The following is an 18500-nucleotide window of genomic DNA, read 5'->3' as shown; positions in this document are numbered from 1 at the left end:
GGCGCAGCAGCGGCAGGCGCTGCAGTGCTGGCAGCCGCTGCAGGCGTGGCGGCGACGGCCGGCAAGGCATCGGCCGCGAAGGTGCCCTTGCCATGCAGTTGGTCGAGCAACGCTTCAAATTCGTCGTCGGTGATGTCAGTGCTGACGGGCGCGGCAGGTGCCGCGGCAGCCGCCGCCGGTGGCACGGCGTCGGCCGCGAACTGGCCTTTGCCGTGCAACTGGTCGAGCAGGGATTCGAACTCAGCGTCGGTAATGTCTTCGCTGGTCGGCGCCGCTGCCGGAGGCACGGCGGCCGGTGCTTCTGCCTCGGCCTTGACGGCACTGAGGGAGTTGAGCAGCTGTTCGAACTCGCTGTCGGTCACGTCCGGCTCGGCCTCAGCCACCGGCTCAGGCGCCGCTTCTGCTACCGGCGCAGCCGACAGGTCGGCGGGCTCCGCATAACGTGCCAGCGCAGCCAACAGTTCCGGCGTGGCCGCGGTGATCGGGGAACGTTCGCGGACTTCGCTGAACATCCCGTTGACCGCATCCAGTGCTTCGAGAATCACGTCCATCAACTCCGAATCAACGTGACGCTCACCCTTGCGCAGGATGTCGAACACGTTCTCGGCGATGTGGCAGCACTCCACCAGCTCATGGAGCTGGAGGAAGCCGGCGCCCCCTTTTACAGTGTGAAAACCGCGAAAAATTGCATTGAGCAGGTTCGCATCATCTGGTCGGCTTTCCAGCTCGACCAGCTGTTCGGACAGCTGCTCTAAAATTTCGCCGGCCTCTACAAGGAAATCCTGAAGGATTTCTTCATCGGCGCCGAAGCTCATGTGGGTGCTCCTTAGAAGCCTAAACTGGATAACAGGTCATCAACATCATCCTGACCCGATACAACGTCTTCACGTTTATCGGCATGAATCTGCGGACCTTCACCCTTGGCGAGATGTTTTTGTGGATCTTTTTCCGAGAGGATCGCTTCGCGGTCATGTTCGATACCGGCAAAACGGTCTACCTGGCCTGCCATAAGCACTAATTTGAGCAAGTTGCTTTCCACTTCGGTGACCAACTGGGTCACACGCTTGATCACCTGGCCGGTGAGGTCCTGGTAATCCTGGGCGAGCAGAATGTCGTTGAGGTTGCTGGAAACCGTGCGGTTTTCCTGCTCGCTGCGTGACAAGAACCCTTCGACCCGACGCGCCAGCTCACGAAACTCTTCAGCCCCGACTTCGCGACGCATGAAGCGGCCCCAGTCAACGCTGAGGGCCTGGGCTTCGGTGGCCATGCCATTGACCAGGGGCGTGGCATTTTCCACCAGGTCCATGGTGCGGTTGGCCGCCGCCTCAGTCAGCCTGACCACGTAGGACAGGCGTTCGGTGGCATCGGTGATTTGCGAAATTTCTTCGGCCTGGGGCATATGCGGGTCAATCTGGAAATTGACGATCGCACTGTGCAGCTCGCGCGTGAGCTTGCCCACTTCCTGATACAGGCCGCGGTCACGGGTCTGGTTGAGCTCATGGATCAACTGCACCGCGTCGCCGAACTGGCCTTTTTCAAGGCTTTCGACCAACTGGTGAGCATGCTTTTTCAGGGTCGACTCAAAGTCTCCCTGTGACGTTTCTTTATGCTCCATAGCTCCCCCGCGATGGCATTAGCCGTGGATGCGTTCGAAGATTTTTTCGATCTTCTCTTTCAAGGCCAATGCAGTGAATGGCTTGACCACGTAACCGTTAACCCCGGCTTGGGCGGCTTCGATGATCTGCTCACGCTTGGCTTCGGCGGTCACCATCAGCACAGGAAGGCTGCGCAGCTTTTCGTCAGCACGCACGTGGCGCAGCAAGTCGATACCGGTCATGCCCGGCATGTTCCAGTCTGTTACCAGAAAGTCGATGCTGCCGCTGTTGAGGATCGGAATGGCTGTGATGCCGTCATCCGCCTCGACCGTGTTAGTGAACCCAAGGTCACGCAACAGGTTTTTTATGATCCGCCGCATCGTTGAGAAGTCATCAACGATGAGGATTTTCATGTTCTTGTCCAATTCGACCTCCAAGCAGTCTTAAACGCGCCCAGCACCTGGACGCGCCATTTCATTCAACAGGCATTACACAAAAAGGACTGCCGGGGCCACCACGGGTCGAACCCGCGAAGGTCAATCACCGTCGCGGTATCGTCTGCAGTGCCCCCCACACTGCCTGTCAGCGCGCTCGCCACTCTCCCAAACGCCCCCGCAAGCGGGCTGCGCACTGGCTATGCAACTGGCTGACCCGCGATTCACTGACCCCCAGGACCTCACCGATTTCCTTGAGGTTCAGCTCTTCGTCGTAGTACAGCGCCAACACCAGCCGCTCACGCTCCGGCAAATTGGCAATCGCTTCCGCCAGCGCCCCCTGGAAGCGTTCATCTTCCAAGTCGCGCGATGGCTCCATATGAGCGCTCGCGCCGTCTTCGTGCAGCCCTTCGTGTTCGCCGTCCTGCAACAGGTCGTCGAAACTGAACAAGCGGCTGCCCAAGGTATCGTTCAAAATCCCGTAATAATCGTCGAGACTCAATTGGAGTTCGGCCGCAACTTCGTGATCTTTAGCGTCGCGACCGGTTTTTGCTTCAATTGCGCGAATTGCGTCACTGACCATGCGCGTATTGCGGTGTACCGAACGCGGCGCCCAGTCGCCTTTACGCACTTCATCGAGCATCGCGCCACGGATACGGATACCCGCATACGTCTCGAAACTCGCCCCCTTGCTCGCGTCGTATTTAGTCGACACTTCGAGCAAACCGATCATGCCGGCCTGGATCAAGTCTTCGACCTGGACGCTGGCGGGCAGGCGTGCCAGCAAGTGATAGGCAATGCGCTTGACCAAGGGCGCGTAGCGCTCGATCAACTCGCCCTGGCTGTCACGGGCAGACTTCTTGTAAGCGTTGTAGCCGTTCGCTGTCATAGCACCGGTCCTGCGCTCGTCTGATGCACCAATCGCTCGACGAAAAACTCCAGATGCCCCCGAGGGTTGGCGGGCAACGGCCAGGTATCGACCTTCTGGGCAATAGCCTTGAACGCCAATGCGCATTTGGAACGAGGGAACGCTTCGTAGACTGCACGCTGCTTTTGCACAGCCTTGCGCACACACTCGTCGTAGGGAACTGCGCCAACGTATTGTAAGGCGACATCGAGGAAGCGGTCCGTGACCTTGGTCAACTTGGCGAACAGGTTGCGCCCTTCCTGCGGGCTCTGGGCCATGTTGGCCAGGACGCGGAAGCGGTTCATGCCGTAGTCGCGGTTAAGCAGTTTGATCAGGGCGTAGGCGTCGGTGATCGAGGTGGGTTCATCGCAGACCACCAGCAAGACTTCCTGCGCGGCGCGCACGAAGCTGACCACTGACTCGCCGATCCCGGCGGCGGTGTCGATCACCAGCACGTCGAGGTTGTCGCCGATATCACTGAACGCCTGGATCAGGCCGGCATGCTGCGCTGGGCTCAGGTGCACCATGCTCTGGGTGCCAGAGGCGGCCGGCACGATGCGGATGCCACCGGGGCCCTGCAGCAGCACATCGCGCAGCTCGCAGCGGCCCTCGATCACATCGGCAAGGGTGTGTTTGGGCGTCAGCCCCAGCAGAACGTCGACGTTCGCCAGCCCCAGGTCAGCATCCAGCAGCATGACGCGACGGCCAAGCTCTGCCAGGGCCAGGGACAAATTCACTGACACGTTAGTTTTTCCGACGCCACCTTTGCCGCCGGTCACCGCGATCACCTGTACGGGATGCATGCTGCCCATTTTATTTCTTTACCTTGTCTTGCTTAGACGCAGGCTACATGGCTTGGCCGCGTGAATCGCTTGCAGACCATCGATGTAGATACATTTCATTGTGTTCATCCTGACCTCAACCCACCCGTTTTGCGGGGCTGTGGTAAAGGTCGGCGAACATATCGGCCATCGCTTCCTCGCTAGGCTCTTCTTGCATTTGCACGCTGACTGCACGGCTGACCAACTGATGACGGCGCGGCAGATGCAGATCATCCGGAATCCGCGGCCCGTCGGTCAGGTAGGCGACCGGCAATTCATGACTGATGGCCAGGCTCAGCACTTCACCCAGGCTCGCGGTTTCATCGAGCTTGGTGAGGATGCAACCGGCCAGGCCACAACGCTTGTAACTATGATACGCAGCGGTAAGAACCTGTTTCTGGCTGGTGGTTGCAAGCACCAGGTAATTCTTCGACTTGATGCCACGCCCGGCGAGGCTTTCCAGCTGCATGCGCAAGGCCGGGTCGCTGGCTTGCAGGCCGGCGGTATCGATCAGCACCACGCGCTTGCGCAGCAACGGGTCGAGGGCGTTGGCCAGGGACTGGCCCGGGTCGACGTGGGTCACCGGCACATTGAGAATTCGGCCCAGGGTCTTGAGCTGTTCCTGGGCGCCAATACGGTAGCTGTCCATGCTCACCAGCGCGATATTCTGCGCGCCGTACTTGAGCACATAACGCGCCGCCAGCTTGGCCAGGGTGGTGGTCTTGCCCATGCCGGCAGGGCCGACCATGGCAATCACACCGCCCTCTTCCAGGGGTTCGATTTCCGGCGTGGTGATCATCCGCGCCAGGTGGGCCAACAACATGCGCCAGGCCTGGCGTGGCTCTTCGATTTCGGTGGTCAGGGCCAGCAGGTCGCGCGACAACGGGCCGGACAGGCCGATGCGTTGCAGGCGGCGCCACAGGTTGGCCTGTTGCGGCTTGCTGCCTTGCAACTGCGTCCAGGCCAGCGAGCCTAGCTGCACTTCGAGCAGTTCGCGCAGGCCGTTGAGTTCAAACCGCATCGAGTCGAACACACGCTGGTCGACGCCAGCAGCCGGGACTGGTGCGGCGGGACGCGGCGGTTCTTTGAAGGTCGGCTCAACCAACGGCTCGGAAGCCGTCAGCGGCAAGCCAGCGAACAATTGGCGATTGGTAGTGGCATCGCTGTCGCCACGCATGCTCAGTTCAGCCTGGGCCGAGACAATGCGCGACGCGGTCTTGCGCAGCTCGTCTTCGAGCTCCATGTTCGGCACGCGCGGCGCCAGTGCCGAGGGGGTGTAATCCAGGGCAGCCGTCAGCTCGACACCGCCGGCAATACGACGGTTTCCGATAATCGCGGCGTCGGCGCCCAGCTCATCACGAACCAGTTTCATGGCCTGACGCATATCGGCGGCGAAAAAACGCTTAACTTGCATAACCCACTACCCTCAGCCGTTCGGCCCTACTGTCGCGACGATAGTCACTTGCTTATTGTCAGGAATTTCCTGATAAGCCAAAACGTGCAAATTCGGTACTGCCAGGCGTCCAAACCGCGACAACATCGCCCGGACCGGGCCCGCCACCAGCAGGATCACTGGTTGGCCCTGCATTTCCTGGCGCTGCGCGGCGTCGATCAACGAACGTTGCAGCTTCTCAGCCATGCTTGGCTCCAGCAGGACGCCCTCTTCCTGGCCTTGCCCTGCCTTCTGAATACTATTGAGCAAAATCTGTTCCAACCTTGGTTCCAAGGTGATCACAGGCAGCTCGGAGTCAAGCCCTACAATGCTTTGCACGATTGCGCGGGACAATCCGACGCGCACCGCAGCCACCAAGGCGGCAGTATCTTGACTCTTGGCGGCATTGTTGGCGATGGCCTCGGCGATGCTGCGAATGTCGCGCACCGGTACCTGTTCGGCCAGCAGCGCCTGCAACACCTTGAGCAATTGCGACAGCGAGAGGATGCCCGGCACCAGCTCTTCGGCGAGTTTTGGCGAGGCTTTGCCGAGCAAACCCATCAATTGCTGGACTTCCTCGTGGCCGATCAGCTCGTGGGAGTGCTTGTACAGAATCTGATTGAGGTGCGTGGCGACCACGGTGCTGGCATCCACCACCGTGTAACCGAGGGACTGCGCCTGACTGCGCTGGCTGATTTCGATCCACACCGCGTCCAGGCCAAAAGCCGGATCTTTGGCGGTGATGCCGTTGAGGCTGCCGAACACCTGCCCTGGGTTGATCGCCAGCTCGCGGTCCGGGTAAATCTCGGCTTCGGCCAGGATCACGCCCATCAAGGTCAAGCGGTAGGCGCTCGGCGCCAGGTCGAGGTTGTCGCGGATATGCACGGTAGGCATCAGAAAGCCCAAGTCCTGCGACAACTTCTTGCGCACACCCTTGATCCGCGCGAGCAATTGGCCGCCCTGGTTGCGGTCCACCAGCGGAATCAGGCGGTAGCCCACTTCCAGGCCGATCATGTCGATCGGCGTCACGTCATCCCAGCCCAACTCCTTGGTTTCCTGGGCGCGGGCCGGGGATGGCAGCAGCTCCTGCTGACGCGCAACGTCCTGCAAGGCCTGCACCTTGACAGCGTTTTGTTTTTTCCAGAACAGGTACGCACCACCACCGGCAAGGGCCGCCATGCTCAGGAACGAGACGTGGGGCATGCCCGGCACGATACCCATGATCGCCATGATGCCCGCCGCCACGGCCAGCGCCTTGGGCGATGCAAACATCTGCCGGCTGATCTGCTTACCCATGTCTTCGGAGCCCGAAGCACGGGTCACCATGATCGCTGCCGCTGTGGATAACAACAGTGATGGCAATTGCGCCACTAAACCGTCACCGATGGTCAACAAGGCGTAAACCTTGCCCGCATCGCCAAAGGTCATGCCGTGCTGGAAGATGCCGACCGCGATGCCGCCGATGAGGTTGATGAACAGGATCAGCAAGCCAGCGATGGCGTCACCGCGCACGAATTTGCTGGCACCGTCCATGGAGCCGTAGAACTCGGCCTCTTGGGCCACTTCCAGACGACGGGATTTGGCTTGGTTCTGGTCGATCAGGCCGGCGTTGAGGTCGGCGTCGATGGCCATCTGTTTGCCGGGCATGGCGTCGAGGGTAAAGCGTGCGCTCACCTCGGAAATCCGCCCGGCACCCTTGGTCACCACCACGAAGTTGATGATCATCAGGATCGCAAACACCACGATACCGACCACGTAGTTACCGCCAATCACCACCTCACCGAAGGCCTGGATCACCTTACCGGCGGCGGCGTGGCCGTCCTGGCCGTGGAGCATGACCACGCGGGTGGAGGCCACGTTGAGCGCCAGCCGCAGCAGGGTCGCCACCAGCAGGATCGTCGGGAATACCGCGAAATCCAGCGGGCGCAGAGCGTAGACGCACACCAGCAAGACGACGACGGACAGGGCAATGTTGAAGGTGAAGAACACGTCCAGCAGGAACGGCGGCATTGGCAACATCATCATTGCCAGCATCACCAGCAACAACAACGGCACACCCAGATTGCCCCGCGAGAGGTCAGTCAGGGTGGTACGTGCCGTGCCGAGCATTTGAGAGCGATCCACCACCGGTATTCCTCGTATCCCTTGAAGCAAAGTTTTGACGCTGGGAGGCGTCCTGGAGGCGGTATTGCAAGAAGCCTTCCAACTTTGGTTCCGGGCGTGGATAACCTTACAAGCGACCGAGCTCACAGGGTGTAAACCGATTCCACACTTTAACTGTGTTCGACTTATGAACGAGTTAGAGCTTACGCACGTTCCCGGCCTGTGGTCCTTTAGGCCCCTCGGTAATTTCGACCTCCACTTTTTGATGTTCATCCAAACTTTTATAGCCAGCATTTTGAATGGCTGAGTAGTGGACAAAAACATCCGGACCGCCATTTTCGGGCGTGATAAAGCCAAACCCTTTTTCCGCGTTAAACCACTTCACCGTGCCTGTTTCCATCACCGTTCTCCTGCCGTCACTTCCAAGGATTTGCGCCGGGCGTGCTAGATCAGTTTCATGCGATACGCGTAGATGCCCTTGGGGCGGTGGATTCTGGAGAACTGCACCCGCTGGCCCTTTCTAAACCACAGCCCTGCCGAACTATTGAGATCCAACATTACTGGCTCTCGCTCACCGTCCGGTTCGATCAGACCTTCTCCGGTGGTGCGGCTATAAGATTTGATCGTGCCTATCACCCTGTCCATGATCACCTCCTGCATCTCTTGATTACCTGCGCGCAGTGTCTGGCGCCATGGAACCGCAAGCGTCCAACACTGACTACTGTCAAAGTTGACAGGTAGAGGAGATTTCAAGACGAATGGCACGGTGGCAATCAGCGGCTTATCCAGGGGGGTGGAGACGGCACGTTCTGCGGCTCATGCGTCCGATGATCTCTTGCGTTTGCGGGGGTTTCGCGGCGCGGGAGGGGCTGGCGGGACGTCATTGCGCTGAATGCCGGTCGACTGAGCGGCAACCTCGTTGCCATCGCGATCCCGAGCGATAAAGCCGATGCCTTTGACGGCATCAGACCAACTGACCGTACGCCTATCCATCACCGCCTCCCGAGCCGCGCAGGCTGCGCGCCTCATCGTGCTATCAAACCGTGGGCGCGGCGTATTGACTACTGTCAACGTTGACAGGTAGCCGCACAATTGCAGGCTCGCGACGGTCAGGAATCGCGACGCAAATCCGGCGGAATCGGCAGGTCTTTGAGCGGGTCCGGGCGTTTGCCCTTGCCCGCGCGGTATTGGCGGATCTGATAGACATAGGCCAATACCTGCGCCACGGCCAGGTACAGCCCGGCCGGGATTTCCTGGTCGAGGTCGGTGGAGTAGAAGATCGACCGCGCCAACTCCGGCGACTCCAGCAACAGGATGTCGTTGGCCACCGCGATCTCACGAATCTTAAGGGCCGTAAAGTCACTGCCCTTGGCCAACAACATCGGCGCGCCGCCCTTCTCCGGGTCGTACTTGAGGGCCACGGCATAGTGCGTCGGGTTGGTGATGACCACGTCGGCGTCGGGCACCGCGGCCATCATCTTGCGCTGGGACATTTCCCGTTGCAGTTGGCGAATACGCTGTTTCACCTCGGGGCGGCCTTCCGAATCCTTGTGCTCGTCGCGCACTTCCTGCTTGGTCATCAGCAGTTTCTTGTGGCTTTCCCACAGCTGGATCGGTGCATCCACGGCGGCAATGATGATCAGCCCGGCGGCCATCCACAGCGCGCTCCAGCCCACCACCTGCACGCTGTGGATGATTGCCGACTCCAGCGGTTCATGGGCGATGCGCAGCAGGTCGTCGATGTCGGACGACAACACCATCAGCGCCACAAACAAGATCAGAATAAATTTGGCCAGGGCCTTGAGCAGTTCCACCAAGGCCTTGGCGGAAAACATGCGCTTGAGCCCGGCACCGGGGTTCATGCGGCTGAATTTGGGGGCCATGCTGCCGGCGGCGAACAGCCAGCCGCCGAGGGCGACCGGGCCGATCAGCGCGGCCAGCAGCAAGGTGATCAGGATCGGCTGCACCGCCAGGAGCGCGATTTTCCCCGAGTGCAGCAGGTACTGGCCCATGGCGTCAGGGTTGAGCAGCACCTCTCGGGGCAAGGCGAAGTTGTGCTTCATCAACTCCATCAAATCCAGCGCCAGGCCGCCACCGTAGATCAGCAAGGCGCCGGCGCCGGCCATCATGGTCGCAACCGTGTTGAGCTCTTTGGAGCGCGCAATCTCGCCCTTTTCCCTGGAGTCTTTTTTACGTTTCTCCGTGGGGTCTTCTGTTTTGTCCTGACCACTCTCGCTCTCGGCCATGGCTCAGCGCGCCCGTGCCAGATCACGTAAGAACTGCAGGGCGTCGGTCGCCAGCGGTTGATACTGATTGAGAATGTCAGCCAGGCCGACCCAGAAAATCCCCATGCCCAACACCAGGGTCAATGGGAAACCGATCGAGAAAATGTTCAGTTGTGGCGCCGCGCGGGTCATCACGCCAAACGCAATGTTGACCACCAGCAACGCGGTGATCGCCGGCAGCACCAGCAACAGCGAGGCGCCCAACACCCAACCGAGGCGCCCGACGATTTCCCAGAAGTGATTGACCACCAGCCCCGAGCCGACCGGCAAGGTGGTGAAGCTCTCGGTCAACACCTCGAACGCCACCAAGTGCCCATTCATCGCCAGGAACAGCAGGGTCACCAGCATGGTCAGGAACTGCCCGATCACCGCCGCCGACACACCGTTGGTAGGGTCGACCATGGACGCGAAGCCCATGCCCATCTGGATCGAGATGATTTGCCCGGCTATGACAAAGGCCTGGAAAAACAGCGAGAGGGAGAACCCCAACATCGCGCCGATCAGGACCTGCTCGGCAATCAGCAGCAGTGCGCTGAGGTCAATGGCATTGACCGGCGGCATCGGCGGCAAACCCGGCACGATCACCACGGTGATCGCCACCGCAAAGTACAGGCGCACGCGCCGTGGCACCAGGGTCGTGCCGAACACCGGCATGGCCATCAACATCGCCGTTACGCGAAACAGTGGCAGGATGAAGGAAGCCACCCAGGTGCTGATCTGGGTGTCGGTCAATGCCAGCAAAGACTGCATCGGGTCAGCCGATCAACTGCGGAATACTGCCGTACAACTGCAGGATGTATTCCATGAAGGTCTGTACCAGCCACGGGCCGGCAACGATCAGCGTGACCAGCATCACCAGCAGGCGCGGCAAAAAGCTCAAGGTCTGCTCGTTGATCTGGGTCGCGGCCTGGAACATCGCCACCAGCAGGCCCACCAACAGGCTTGGGACTACCAGCACGGCGACCATCACGGTGGTCAGCCACAACGCTTCACGGAACAGGTCGACGGCAACTTCAGGTGTCATCGCGCTATACCCCGCCGAAACTGCCGGCCAGGGTGCCGATAATCAGCGCCCAGCCGTCCACCAACACAAACAGCATGATTTTGAACGGCAACGAGATGATCAGCGGCGACAGCATCATCATACCCATCGCCATCAGCACGCTCGCCACCACCAGGTCGATGATCAGGAACGGAATAAAGATCATGAAGCCGATCTGGAACGCGGTCTTCAACTCGGACGTGACAAACGCCGGCACCAGGATGGTCAGCGGCGCCTGGTCCGGCGTAGCGATGTCGGTACGCTTGGACAGGCGCATGAACAGCTCAAGGTCGCTGGAGCGGGTCTGCGACAGCATGAAATCCTTGATCGGGACCTGGGCTTTGTCGATCGCATCCTGGGCGGTCATTTTCTCTGCCAGGTACGGTTGCAGCGCTTGTTGGTTCACCTTGTCGAACACCGGCGCCATGATGAACATCGTCAAGAACAATGCCATGCCGGTCAGGATCTGGTTCGACGGCGTCTGTTGCAGGCCCAGGGCCTGGCGCAGGATGGAGAACACGATGATGATCCGCGTGAAGCTGGTCATCAGCATGACAAACGCCGGGATAAAGCTCAGCGCGGTCATGATCAGCAGGATCTGCAGGCTGACCGAATACTCCTGCGCCCCGTCCGCGTTGGTGCCCAGCGTAATAGCCGGGATCGACAGCGGGTCGGCGCCAAACGCCAATGGCGCGGCCAGCAACAGCATGAGCGTCAATAAAACGCGCATTACTTCTTATCCTTCTGATCCTTGCCCAGCAACTCCATCAGGCGCTGGGCGAATTCTGGCGTGGCGGGCTTGGACGAGTCCACGTTCACCGGCGTCTTGAGCACGTGCAGCGGGGTGATACGTCCGGGGGTAATGCCCAGCAGGATCTGTTCCTCACCCACTTGCACCAGCACCAGCCGATCACGCGGGCCGAGGGCGCGGGAGCCGATCATTTCGATCACCTGGCCGTTGCCCGGGCCCACGCGCTGTACGCGGCGCATCAGCCAGGCCAGCGCAAAAATCAAGCCGACCACCAGCAATAGGCCCAGCACCAGCTGAGTGAGCTGCCCGCCGACACTGCCCACGGGCGCAGCGGCGGCCTGGGCCACCGGCTCAGCAGCCCAGGCGTCCAGGGGCAATGCGACTAACAGTCCCACGATCAGCCGTTTCATATCAGCGCAACTTCTTGATGCGTTCGCTCGGGCTGATCACGTCCGTCAGGCGAATACCGAACTTTTCGTTGACCACGACCACTTCGCCGTGAGCAATCAGCGTGCCGTTCACCAGCACGTCCAGCGGCTCGCCGGCCAGGCGGTCGAGCTCGATGACCGAGCCCTGGTTGAGTTGCAGCAGGTTGCGGATGTTGATTTCGGTGCTGCCGACTTCCATGGAGATCGACACCGGAATGTCGAGAATCACATCCAGGTTCGGGCCGTCGAGGGTCACCGGTTCGTTGTTCTTCGGCACGCTGCCGAATTCTTCCATTTGCAGGCGATTGCCGGCCGGTGCAGTGGCGGCGTCAGCGGCCAGCAGCGCATCGATATCGTCTTGGCCAACATCGCCGGTTTCTTCCAGGGCAGCCGCCCATTCGTCAGCCAGGGCCTGGTCTTCGGCGGAAGTGTTTTCGTGTTCGGTAGCCATTACATGTCCTCGGCGGAGCAAACATTCATAAATTAATTAGGGCGAATCAGCGACGGTTGATCGGCTCGACCACTTGCAGTGCCAGGTTGCCCTTGTGGGAACCGAGCTTGACCTTGAACGACGGCACGCCGTTGGCGCGCATGATCATTTCTTCCGGCAATTCGACAGGGATGATGTCCCCCGGCTGCATGTGCAAAATATCGCGCAGACGCAACTGGCGACGGGCCACGGTGGCGCTCAGCGGTACGTCGACGTCCAGCAGGTCTTCGCGCAGGGCCTTGACCCAGCGCTCGTCCTGGTCGTCCAGGTCGGACTGGAAGCCAGCGTCGAGCATTTCGCGCACCGGCTCGATCATCGAGTACGGCATGGTCACGTGCAGGTCGCCGCCGCCGCCATCGAGTTCGATGTGGAACGTCGACACCACAATGGCTTCGCTGGGGCCGACGATGTTGGCCATGGCCGGGTTCACTTCGGAGTTGATGTACTCGAAATTGACTTCCATGATCGCCTGCCAGGCTTCCTTCAAGTCGATGAAGGCTTGCTCCAGCACCATGCGCACCACCCGAAGCTCGGTGGGGGTGAACTCACGGCCTTCGATCTTGGCGTGACGGCCGTCGCCACCGAAGAAGTTGTCCACCAGCTTGAACACCAGCTTGGCGTCAAGGATGAACAGCGCAGTGCCGCGCAGCGGCTTGATCTTGACCAGGTTGAGGCTGGTGGGCACGTACAGCGAATGCACGTACTCGCCGAACTTCATCACCTGCACACCGCCCACCGCCACGTCCGCCGAACGGCGCAACATGTTGAACATGCTGATGCGGGTGTAACGGGCGAAACGTTCGTTGATCATCTCCAGGGTCGGCATACGTCCACGGACGATGCGATCCTGGCTGGTGAGGTCATAACTTTTGACGCTGCCGGGCTCGGCAGCCATTTCGGTCTGTACCAGACCATCGTCGACACCATGCAGCAGCGCGTCGATTTCATCCTGGGACAGCAGGTCTTGCACGGCCATGTCGTGATCCTACTGCAATACGAAGTTAGTGAAGAGCGCCTGTTCGATCACGACTTTGCCGAGTTCCTTCTGGGCCACTTCCTGCACACTGGCAGTGACCTTCTGGCGCAGCATTTCCTGGCCTACCGGGGTGGCGAGCGTGTCGAAGCTCTGGCCGGAGAACAGCATCACCAGGTTGTTGCGGATCACTGGCATATGCACCTTGAGGGCATCCAGGTCCGACTGGTTACGCGCCAGCAAGGTGATGCTCACCTGCAGGTAGCGTTGACGACCGTTCTGATTGAAGTTGGCGACAAAGGCCGGAAGCATCGGCTCGAAGATTGCCGGTTGCTTGACGTTACTGGCGGTTTCAGCGGGGGCTGCCGGTTTGGCGGCGCTGCTGTGCATGATGTACCAGGTGCCACCCACCGAGGCGCCGATGGCCAGGAGCAGGCCCACGACTATCAACAGGATAAGCTTGAGCTTACCTTTGCCTGCGGGTGGTTTTGCTGCGTCGTCGCTCTTCGCCATGCCAATAATCCGTCACTATTCGGGGATTCATAGATCTACGGAAAGGCAAGAGCAAGTGTTATGCCAGAGTTGTCTGGCAATCGGGGAAGAAGGGACACCGCGAACCAAATGTGGGAGCTGGCTTGCCTGCGATGGCGGTGGGTCAGTTGGCATCTCTTGCACTGATACACCGCCATCGCAGGCAAGCCAGCTCCCACATTGAGTGTGTTTAACCAGGGATCAGGCGTAGTAATCGACAGCGCTGGAGCCGATCACCGTAGAGGTCACGGGCGCGACAGCTTCAGCCACGTCAACGTGAGCGCCGTTGTCGCCGCTGTCACCACGCCCGCTGGCGCCGCCCACTCCACGGGTCTGAGCTTGCTGCTGTTGTTGTTCCTGCTCCCGCGATTGATCAGACACGTTCACATCCACCTGCCCCATGCCCTGCTGGGCAAACATCTCCCGCAAACGGCCCGACTGGCTTTCCAGCGCCTCGCGCACCACCGGGTGGGCGCTCATGAAGTTGACCTGGGCTTGCTGGTCGGCGGTCATGTTGACCTTGATATCCAGACGGCCGAGCTCAGCCGGTTGCAACTGGATCTCCGCCGACTTGAGGTTGGCGCTGGACAGGTACATCACGCGGTTGACGATTTCGTCGGTCCAGCCGCTCTGGTGCATGGCCAATGGCGCATTGGTCACCGGCGGCAAGGCATTCGCCGTTTTCGGCGTGGCGGCTTGAGTCAACGCGGCCAAGCGGTTGGCGAAGTCATCGACACGGGTGTCGCTGCTGGCATTCTTCAGGTCCTTGAGGCCATCTTCGATCAGCCCGCTGAACGCTTTGTCGCCGCCTTGGTCAGTGCTGTCCTTGGTGGCTTGCTGGTCGACCATAGTGGCCAGGCCAGCAGCGAAATTCTGTGCGGCGGTCGGTTGATCCTGGGTCGGGGCCGGGGCCGCTTTCGCCTGCGCCTGGCTGCTGGCTGAGACATGACCGCCCTGCTCCATCGCCAGGCGCACGGCCGGCATGGCATCCAGGGGATCCGCTTGCGGGTCGAAGGCCGGCTTGGCCTCCTCGGTTGCTGCGATCGGTGCCGCGACTACCGGCTGAGCCTTGTCATCCTTGGCGGTGGTCACGGGCGCCGGGGTTTCTACCGGTATTACCGGCACAGCCACCGGGGTGACGGTGGCAATCAATGCCGGGTCGACCACCGGATCAGCCGGAGGCTGCTGCACGAGGGTCGGGTCGGCCGGTGCGTCATCGTCTTTGCTGGCAGAGTCGTCGGTCTTCGCCGGCGGGGTGGCAGGCAAGGGTTTGCCGCTATCGGCAACTGCTGGCGTGCTGGCGGCAGGTTTGTCGTTGCCCGCTGCGGGTTTGGCACTTGTATCCGAAGACTTGCCGGCAGTGGGTTTGGGCGAGTTATCGTCGGCCTTGACCGTGGGTTTGGCGCCTTGGCTGGCGAACACTTGAGCGAAGCCAGGGCCCGTGTCCCGTGGGGTCGCAGCCGCTGCCGGTGGGTTGGCGACGGGTGCTTGAGGCTTGGCCGCAGGGGCAGCCTGAAGGAGCAAATTCGGGGCGACTGGCATAGGTAAAGGTCTCCACTGCATGGGGATCGGGGATGCAGTATCAGGAGGTACAGCAAGAGTTGGGCCAGGTTGGTATATCGACCGAGTAAATATCCATTTTTTCGGTAACGGCCAAATGGTGGGAGCTGGCTTGCCTGCGATGCAGGCAACTCGGTACATCAGGTAAACCAGGGTGATGCCATCGCAGGCAAGCCAGCTCCCACATTTGAACCGAGATCGACAGTTAGAAACCGGTCGGCTTTCAGGCCGCCGCGCTTTTGATCTTGATCTGGGGCGCCCCGTCAAACACGCTGGCCGAACGCAGGCTTTGGAGCGTGGGTAACCCGGCAGGACGCCGGGTTAGCCGCGCTGGGCCAAGGATGGCCCATCGCGGTAGCCCACGCTCCAAAGCCGGAGTGAGGGCACACCGAGCCTAGGCGAGGTGCCGAGTGTTGGGGCGAGGACCTTTTGGTTACTTTTGGGTCCTTCCAAAAGTGACCCGCTGTAAGAGCGGAACCAATAGTGGCCGTTACCTAAATAACGGATATGCACACACTCAACTCAAACCCCAAACCGCTGCCGCTCCGACTCATACATCGGCTTAACCAAAGCAAACTCACGATCAATCTGATCCACCAACTCGCCCAAATCCCCAACCGCAGGTCCAACCGATTCAACCTCCAACCGCTGACACAACTGTGCCAACCGCACCGCCCCAAGGTTCCCACTGCTCCCCTTGAAGCTATGCGCAATCCGCCCCAACGCCTTCGCATCATCCCTAGCCTTGCGCAGCGCCTCGACACGCTTCTGGGAATCATCGAGAAAGGTATCAAGCAATTTGGGATACTCACCCTCCATGACTTCCTGCAAACCCGACAACACATCCGGGTCCAGATGTAGATCAACCACTTGCTCGCTCCTTGATCAAGAATCGGCGGATTATGCCAGAGCCTCCCAGCAAAACTCCACGCAGACACTGCGCCCGCCGTCGGACCAGCGTACATCGCTGCTCAACTGCCGTACCAAGCTCAAACCCCGGCCAGACAGACGGTCGATGTCCAGCGGCCGCGCCAGCACCTGTTCCACGTCAAAGCCCGCGCCGCTGTCTTCAATACTCAGGCTCAGGCGACCGCCCCCCTGCGTCGGCACCACCTGCACATGCACGCGCACATAACCGCTGGTCAGCAGGTTCAGGCGGTCATTGCGCAGGTGGTAATACTCGGCAAACCCTTGGGCATCGCGCTTGAGCCGGGAGTCCAGGCCCAGCACGCCATGCTCCAGCGCATTGGAGTACAGCTCGGCCATCACGCTGTAAAGCGCCCCGCTCTGCTCGCGAAGGCCATGGATTTCCAGCAGCAGTTGCAGCAGGTACGGCAAAGGGTTGTAACGTTTTAACGTTTCGGCGCGGAATTCAAAACTCACCGACCAATCCAGCGGGCATGCCTGCCCGCTGTCGGCGTACAACTGCCCGGTGGCACGCGGCTGCTGGCCGGCTTGCAGGGTGATTTCCACCATGCTCACGTCATCCCGCGCTTCACCTCGAAACGCCGCCAGGGCCTGTTCGATATCTTCAAATAAACGGTCAGGTTCGCGATTGGCAGCGAACACCTGCTGCAAACGCTCTGCGCCAAACAACTGGTCATTGGCGTCAGCAGTGTCCAACACGCCATCGGACAGCAAGAACACCCGGTCGCCCAGGGCCATGGGCCAGACTTCGGTGCGATCATCAAAGGCCTCAGCCGCCAGCACCCCCAACGGCAAATGTCGGGACGCCAGTGGCGTACGCTTGCCGGTGGCGACTTCATGCACATACCCTTCGGGCATGCCGCCGTTCCACACCTCCACCACCCGCCGCTGCGTGCTCAGGCACAACAGCGTGGCGCAGCAGAACATGTCCACCGGCAGGATGCGCTTGAGCTTAGCGTTCATCTCGCCCAGGATTTGCGCCAGGCCATAGCCCTTGGCGGTCATGCCGTAGAACACTTCTGCCAGGGGCATGGCGCCCACCGCCGCCGGCAGGCCGTGGCCGGTGAAATCACCGAGCAACACATGCATGTCGCCGGAGGGCGTGTAGGCGGCCAATAACAAGTCGCCATTGAATAACGCATAGGGCGATTGCAGGTAGCGAATATTCGGCGCGGCGTTGATACAGCCCGAATGCGCGACCTTGTCGAACACCGCCTTGGCCACCCGCTGCTCATGCAGGAGATAGTCATGATGCTTGGCGATCAGGTCTCGCTGCTGCAGGACCGTGGCCTGCAACCGCCGCAGACGGTCCATCGCATTGATCTTCGCCGCGAGAATAAGTTGGTTATAGGGTTTGGGCAGGAAATCATCGCCGCCGGCATCCAGGCATTGGGCCAGGGCTTCGCTCTCGCGCAGGGAGGTGAGGAAAATCAGCGGCACCAGCTCTTCACCCGCCAACTGCTTGATCCGGCGCGCGGCTTCAAAGCCATCCATCACCGGCATCAGCGCATCCATTAACACCAACTGCGGGCGCTCACGGATAAACACCTCGACCGCCTCCGCACCGTTGGTGGCCGTCAGCACGTGGTGGCCCTGGCGCCGTACGATGGTCGCCAGCAACAGCAGGTCAGCGGCGCTGTCTTCGGCGATCAGGATCGTCAGCGGCTCAAGAACGGGGGCCAGGACGCTCAACTGATGTCGAACAGTTTGTCGAAGTTGGAGATAGCGAGGATCTTGCGCACATCGGAGTTGCTGTTGATTACCCGGACCTCCGACTCGTCGCCCCCCGCGTGATCACGCAACAGCAAGAGCATGCCCAAGGCCGAGCTGTCCATGTAGGTGGTGTCCTTCAAGTCGACGACGTACAACTCAGGCACTTTGTAGAACCGCTCATAGGCGTCGCGAAAGGTTTGATGGCTGCCGAAATCGAACCGGCCTTTGATCACGATCGTCAATTTCTTCCCATCCAGGGATACTTCTGACTCAACTGACATGCGACTGCTTCCTTGTCATTGGCAATGACACAAGGTTTAGCAGGTGAACCGGCTATGGGCAACACAACGAATCAAATGTGTGTGGGCGATGCAATATCGTAGTGAGCGGGCTTGCCCCGCGCCGGGCTGCGAAGCGGCCCTAAAACCTGGCACCGCGTTTTAGCTGAAAAACCCGATGGCCTTGTTGGGGAGGCTTCGCCCCCCCGGCGCGGGGCAAGCTCGCTCAC

The 18500-nt window shown here is 60.4% G+C and carries 21 protein-coding genes; all 21 read right to left on the bottom strand.

The window, feature by feature from the left end:
• On the bottom strand, nt 1-815 hold an 815-nt coding region (locus BFP95_RS15600), incomplete at its 3' end, for an Hpt domain-containing protein (protein WP_175405979.1).
• A gap of 11 nt (nt 816-826) precedes the next feature.
• The gene (locus BFP95_RS15595; RefSeq protein WP_065873738.1) at nt 827-1615 is read right to left on the bottom strand and encodes a protein phosphatase CheZ; all 789 of its coding nucleotides are present in this window, start codon (nt 1613-1615) and stop codon (nt 827-829) included.
• Between the two features lie 18 nt (nt 1616-1633).
• Complete coding sequence (locus tag BFP95_RS15590) at nt 1634-2008, bottom strand: chemotaxis response regulator CheY (protein ID WP_015885173.1); 375 nt, start codon at nt 2006-2008, stop codon at nt 1634-1636.
• A gap of 169 nt (nt 2009-2177) precedes the next feature.
• The gene (gene fliA, locus BFP95_RS15585; protein ID WP_049712165.1) at nt 2178-2918 is read right to left on the bottom strand and encodes an RNA polymerase sigma factor FliA; all 741 of its coding nucleotides are present in this window, start codon (nt 2916-2918) and stop codon (nt 2178-2180) included.
• Entirely contained in the window at nt 2915-3748 is an 834-nt protein-coding gene (gene fleN / locus BFP95_RS15580) for a flagellar synthesis regulator FleN (protein ID WP_003192912.1), read from the bottom strand. Before fleN ends, fliA begins: the two co-directional genes overlap by 4 nt.
• Nucleotides 3749-3854: 106 nt before the next feature.
• Nucleotides 3855-5171, bottom strand: coding sequence for a flagellar biosynthesis protein FlhF (gene flhF, locus BFP95_RS15575; protein ID WP_065873739.1), 1317 nt, complete (start codon nt 5169-5171; stop codon nt 3855-3857).
• Nucleotides 5172-5183: 12 nt separating this feature from the next.
• A complete protein-coding gene (gene flhA, locus BFP95_RS15570; RefSeq protein ID WP_189683241.1) occupies nt 5184-7298 on the bottom strand; it encodes a flagellar biosynthesis protein FlhA in 2115 nt (704 codons plus the stop codon).
• Nucleotides 7299-7488: 190 nt separating this feature from the next.
• The gene (locus BFP95_RS15565; RefSeq protein ID WP_065910396.1) at nt 7489-7692 is read right to left on the bottom strand and encodes a cold-shock protein; all 204 of its coding nucleotides are present in this window, start codon (nt 7690-7692) and stop codon (nt 7489-7491) included.
• 44 nt (nt 7693-7736) lie between these two features.
• The gene (locus BFP95_RS15560) at nt 7737-7937 is read right to left on the bottom strand and encodes a cold-shock protein (RefSeq protein ID WP_065910397.1); all 201 of its coding nucleotides are present in this window, start codon (nt 7935-7937) and stop codon (nt 7737-7739) included.
• A 464-nt stretch (nt 7938-8401) separates the two neighbouring features.
• Nucleotides 8402-9538 carry a flagellar biosynthesis protein FlhB gene (flhB, locus tag BFP95_RS15555; protein WP_065873741.1) on the bottom strand — a complete coding sequence of 379 codons (1137 nt, stop codon included), beginning with the start codon at nt 9536-9538 and terminating at the stop codon, nt 8402-8404.
• Nucleotides 9539-9541: 3 nt separating this feature from the next.
• Complete coding sequence (fliR, locus tag BFP95_RS15550; RefSeq protein WP_049712161.1) at nt 9542-10327, bottom strand: flagellar biosynthetic protein FliR; 786 nt, start codon at nt 10325-10327, stop codon at nt 9542-9544.
• 4 nt (nt 10328-10331) lie between these two features.
• Entirely contained in the window at nt 10332-10601 is a 270-nt protein-coding gene (gene fliQ / locus BFP95_RS15545) for a flagellar biosynthesis protein FliQ (RefSeq protein WP_010208761.1), read from the bottom strand.
• A gap of 4 nt (nt 10602-10605) precedes the next feature.
• Nucleotides 10606-11349: a flagellar type III secretion system pore protein FliP gene (gene fliP, locus BFP95_RS15540; protein WP_049712160.1), complete on the bottom strand. Its 744-nt coding sequence runs from the start codon at nt 11347-11349 to the stop codon at nt 10606-10608.
• Nucleotides 11349-11780: a flagellar biosynthetic protein FliO gene (gene fliO, locus BFP95_RS15535; protein ID WP_065881158.1), complete on the bottom strand. Its 432-nt coding sequence runs from the start codon at nt 11778-11780 to the stop codon at nt 11349-11351. Before fliO ends, fliP begins: the two co-directional genes overlap by 1 nt.
• Nucleotide 11781: 1 nt before the next feature.
• Complete coding sequence (fliN, locus tag BFP95_RS15530; protein WP_049712158.1) at nt 11782-12249, bottom strand: flagellar motor switch protein FliN; 468 nt, start codon at nt 12247-12249, stop codon at nt 11782-11784.
• Between the two features lie 46 nt (nt 12250-12295).
• Nucleotides 12296-13264, bottom strand: coding sequence for a flagellar motor switch protein FliM (gene fliM, locus BFP95_RS15525; RefSeq protein WP_010208755.1), 969 nt, complete (start codon nt 13262-13264; stop codon nt 12296-12298).
• A 9-nt stretch (nt 13265-13273) separates the two neighbouring features.
• A complete protein-coding gene (gene fliL / locus BFP95_RS15520; RefSeq protein ID WP_065873742.1) occupies nt 13274-13774 on the bottom strand; it encodes a flagellar basal body-associated protein FliL in 501 nt (166 codons plus the stop codon).
• Nucleotides 13775-13993: 219 nt separating this feature from the next.
• Nucleotides 13994-15334, bottom strand: a complete 1341-nt coding sequence (locus BFP95_RS15515) for a flagellar hook-length control protein FliK (protein ID WP_065910395.1) — start codon at nt 15332-15334, stop codon at nt 13994-13996.
• Nucleotides 15335-15874: 540 nt separating this feature from the next.
• Nucleotides 15875-16222, bottom strand: a complete 348-nt coding sequence (locus BFP95_RS15510; RefSeq protein WP_065873744.1) for an Hpt domain-containing protein — start codon at nt 16220-16222, stop codon at nt 15875-15877.
• A gap of 30 nt (nt 16223-16252) precedes the next feature.
• A complete protein-coding gene (locus BFP95_RS15505) occupies nt 16253-17971 on the bottom strand; it encodes an ATP-binding SpoIIE family protein phosphatase (protein ID WP_065873745.1) in 1719 nt (572 codons plus the stop codon).
• Entirely contained in the window at nt 17968-18273 is a 306-nt protein-coding gene (locus tag BFP95_RS15500) for an STAS domain-containing protein (RefSeq protein WP_049712153.1), read from the bottom strand. The genes BFP95_RS15505 and BFP95_RS15500 overlap by 4 nt, the downstream gene beginning before the upstream one ends.
• Between the last annotated feature and the right edge of the window lie 227 nt (nt 18274-18500).

This window comes from Pseudomonas sp. 58 R 12, assembly GCF_900005865.1.
Lineage (GTDB): Bacteria > Pseudomonadota > Gammaproteobacteria > Pseudomonadales > Pseudomonadaceae > Aquipseudomonas > Aquipseudomonas tritici.
The sequence above is the reverse complement of the archived record's forward strand: the minus strand, read 5'-3'. Positions and strand labels throughout refer to the sequence as shown.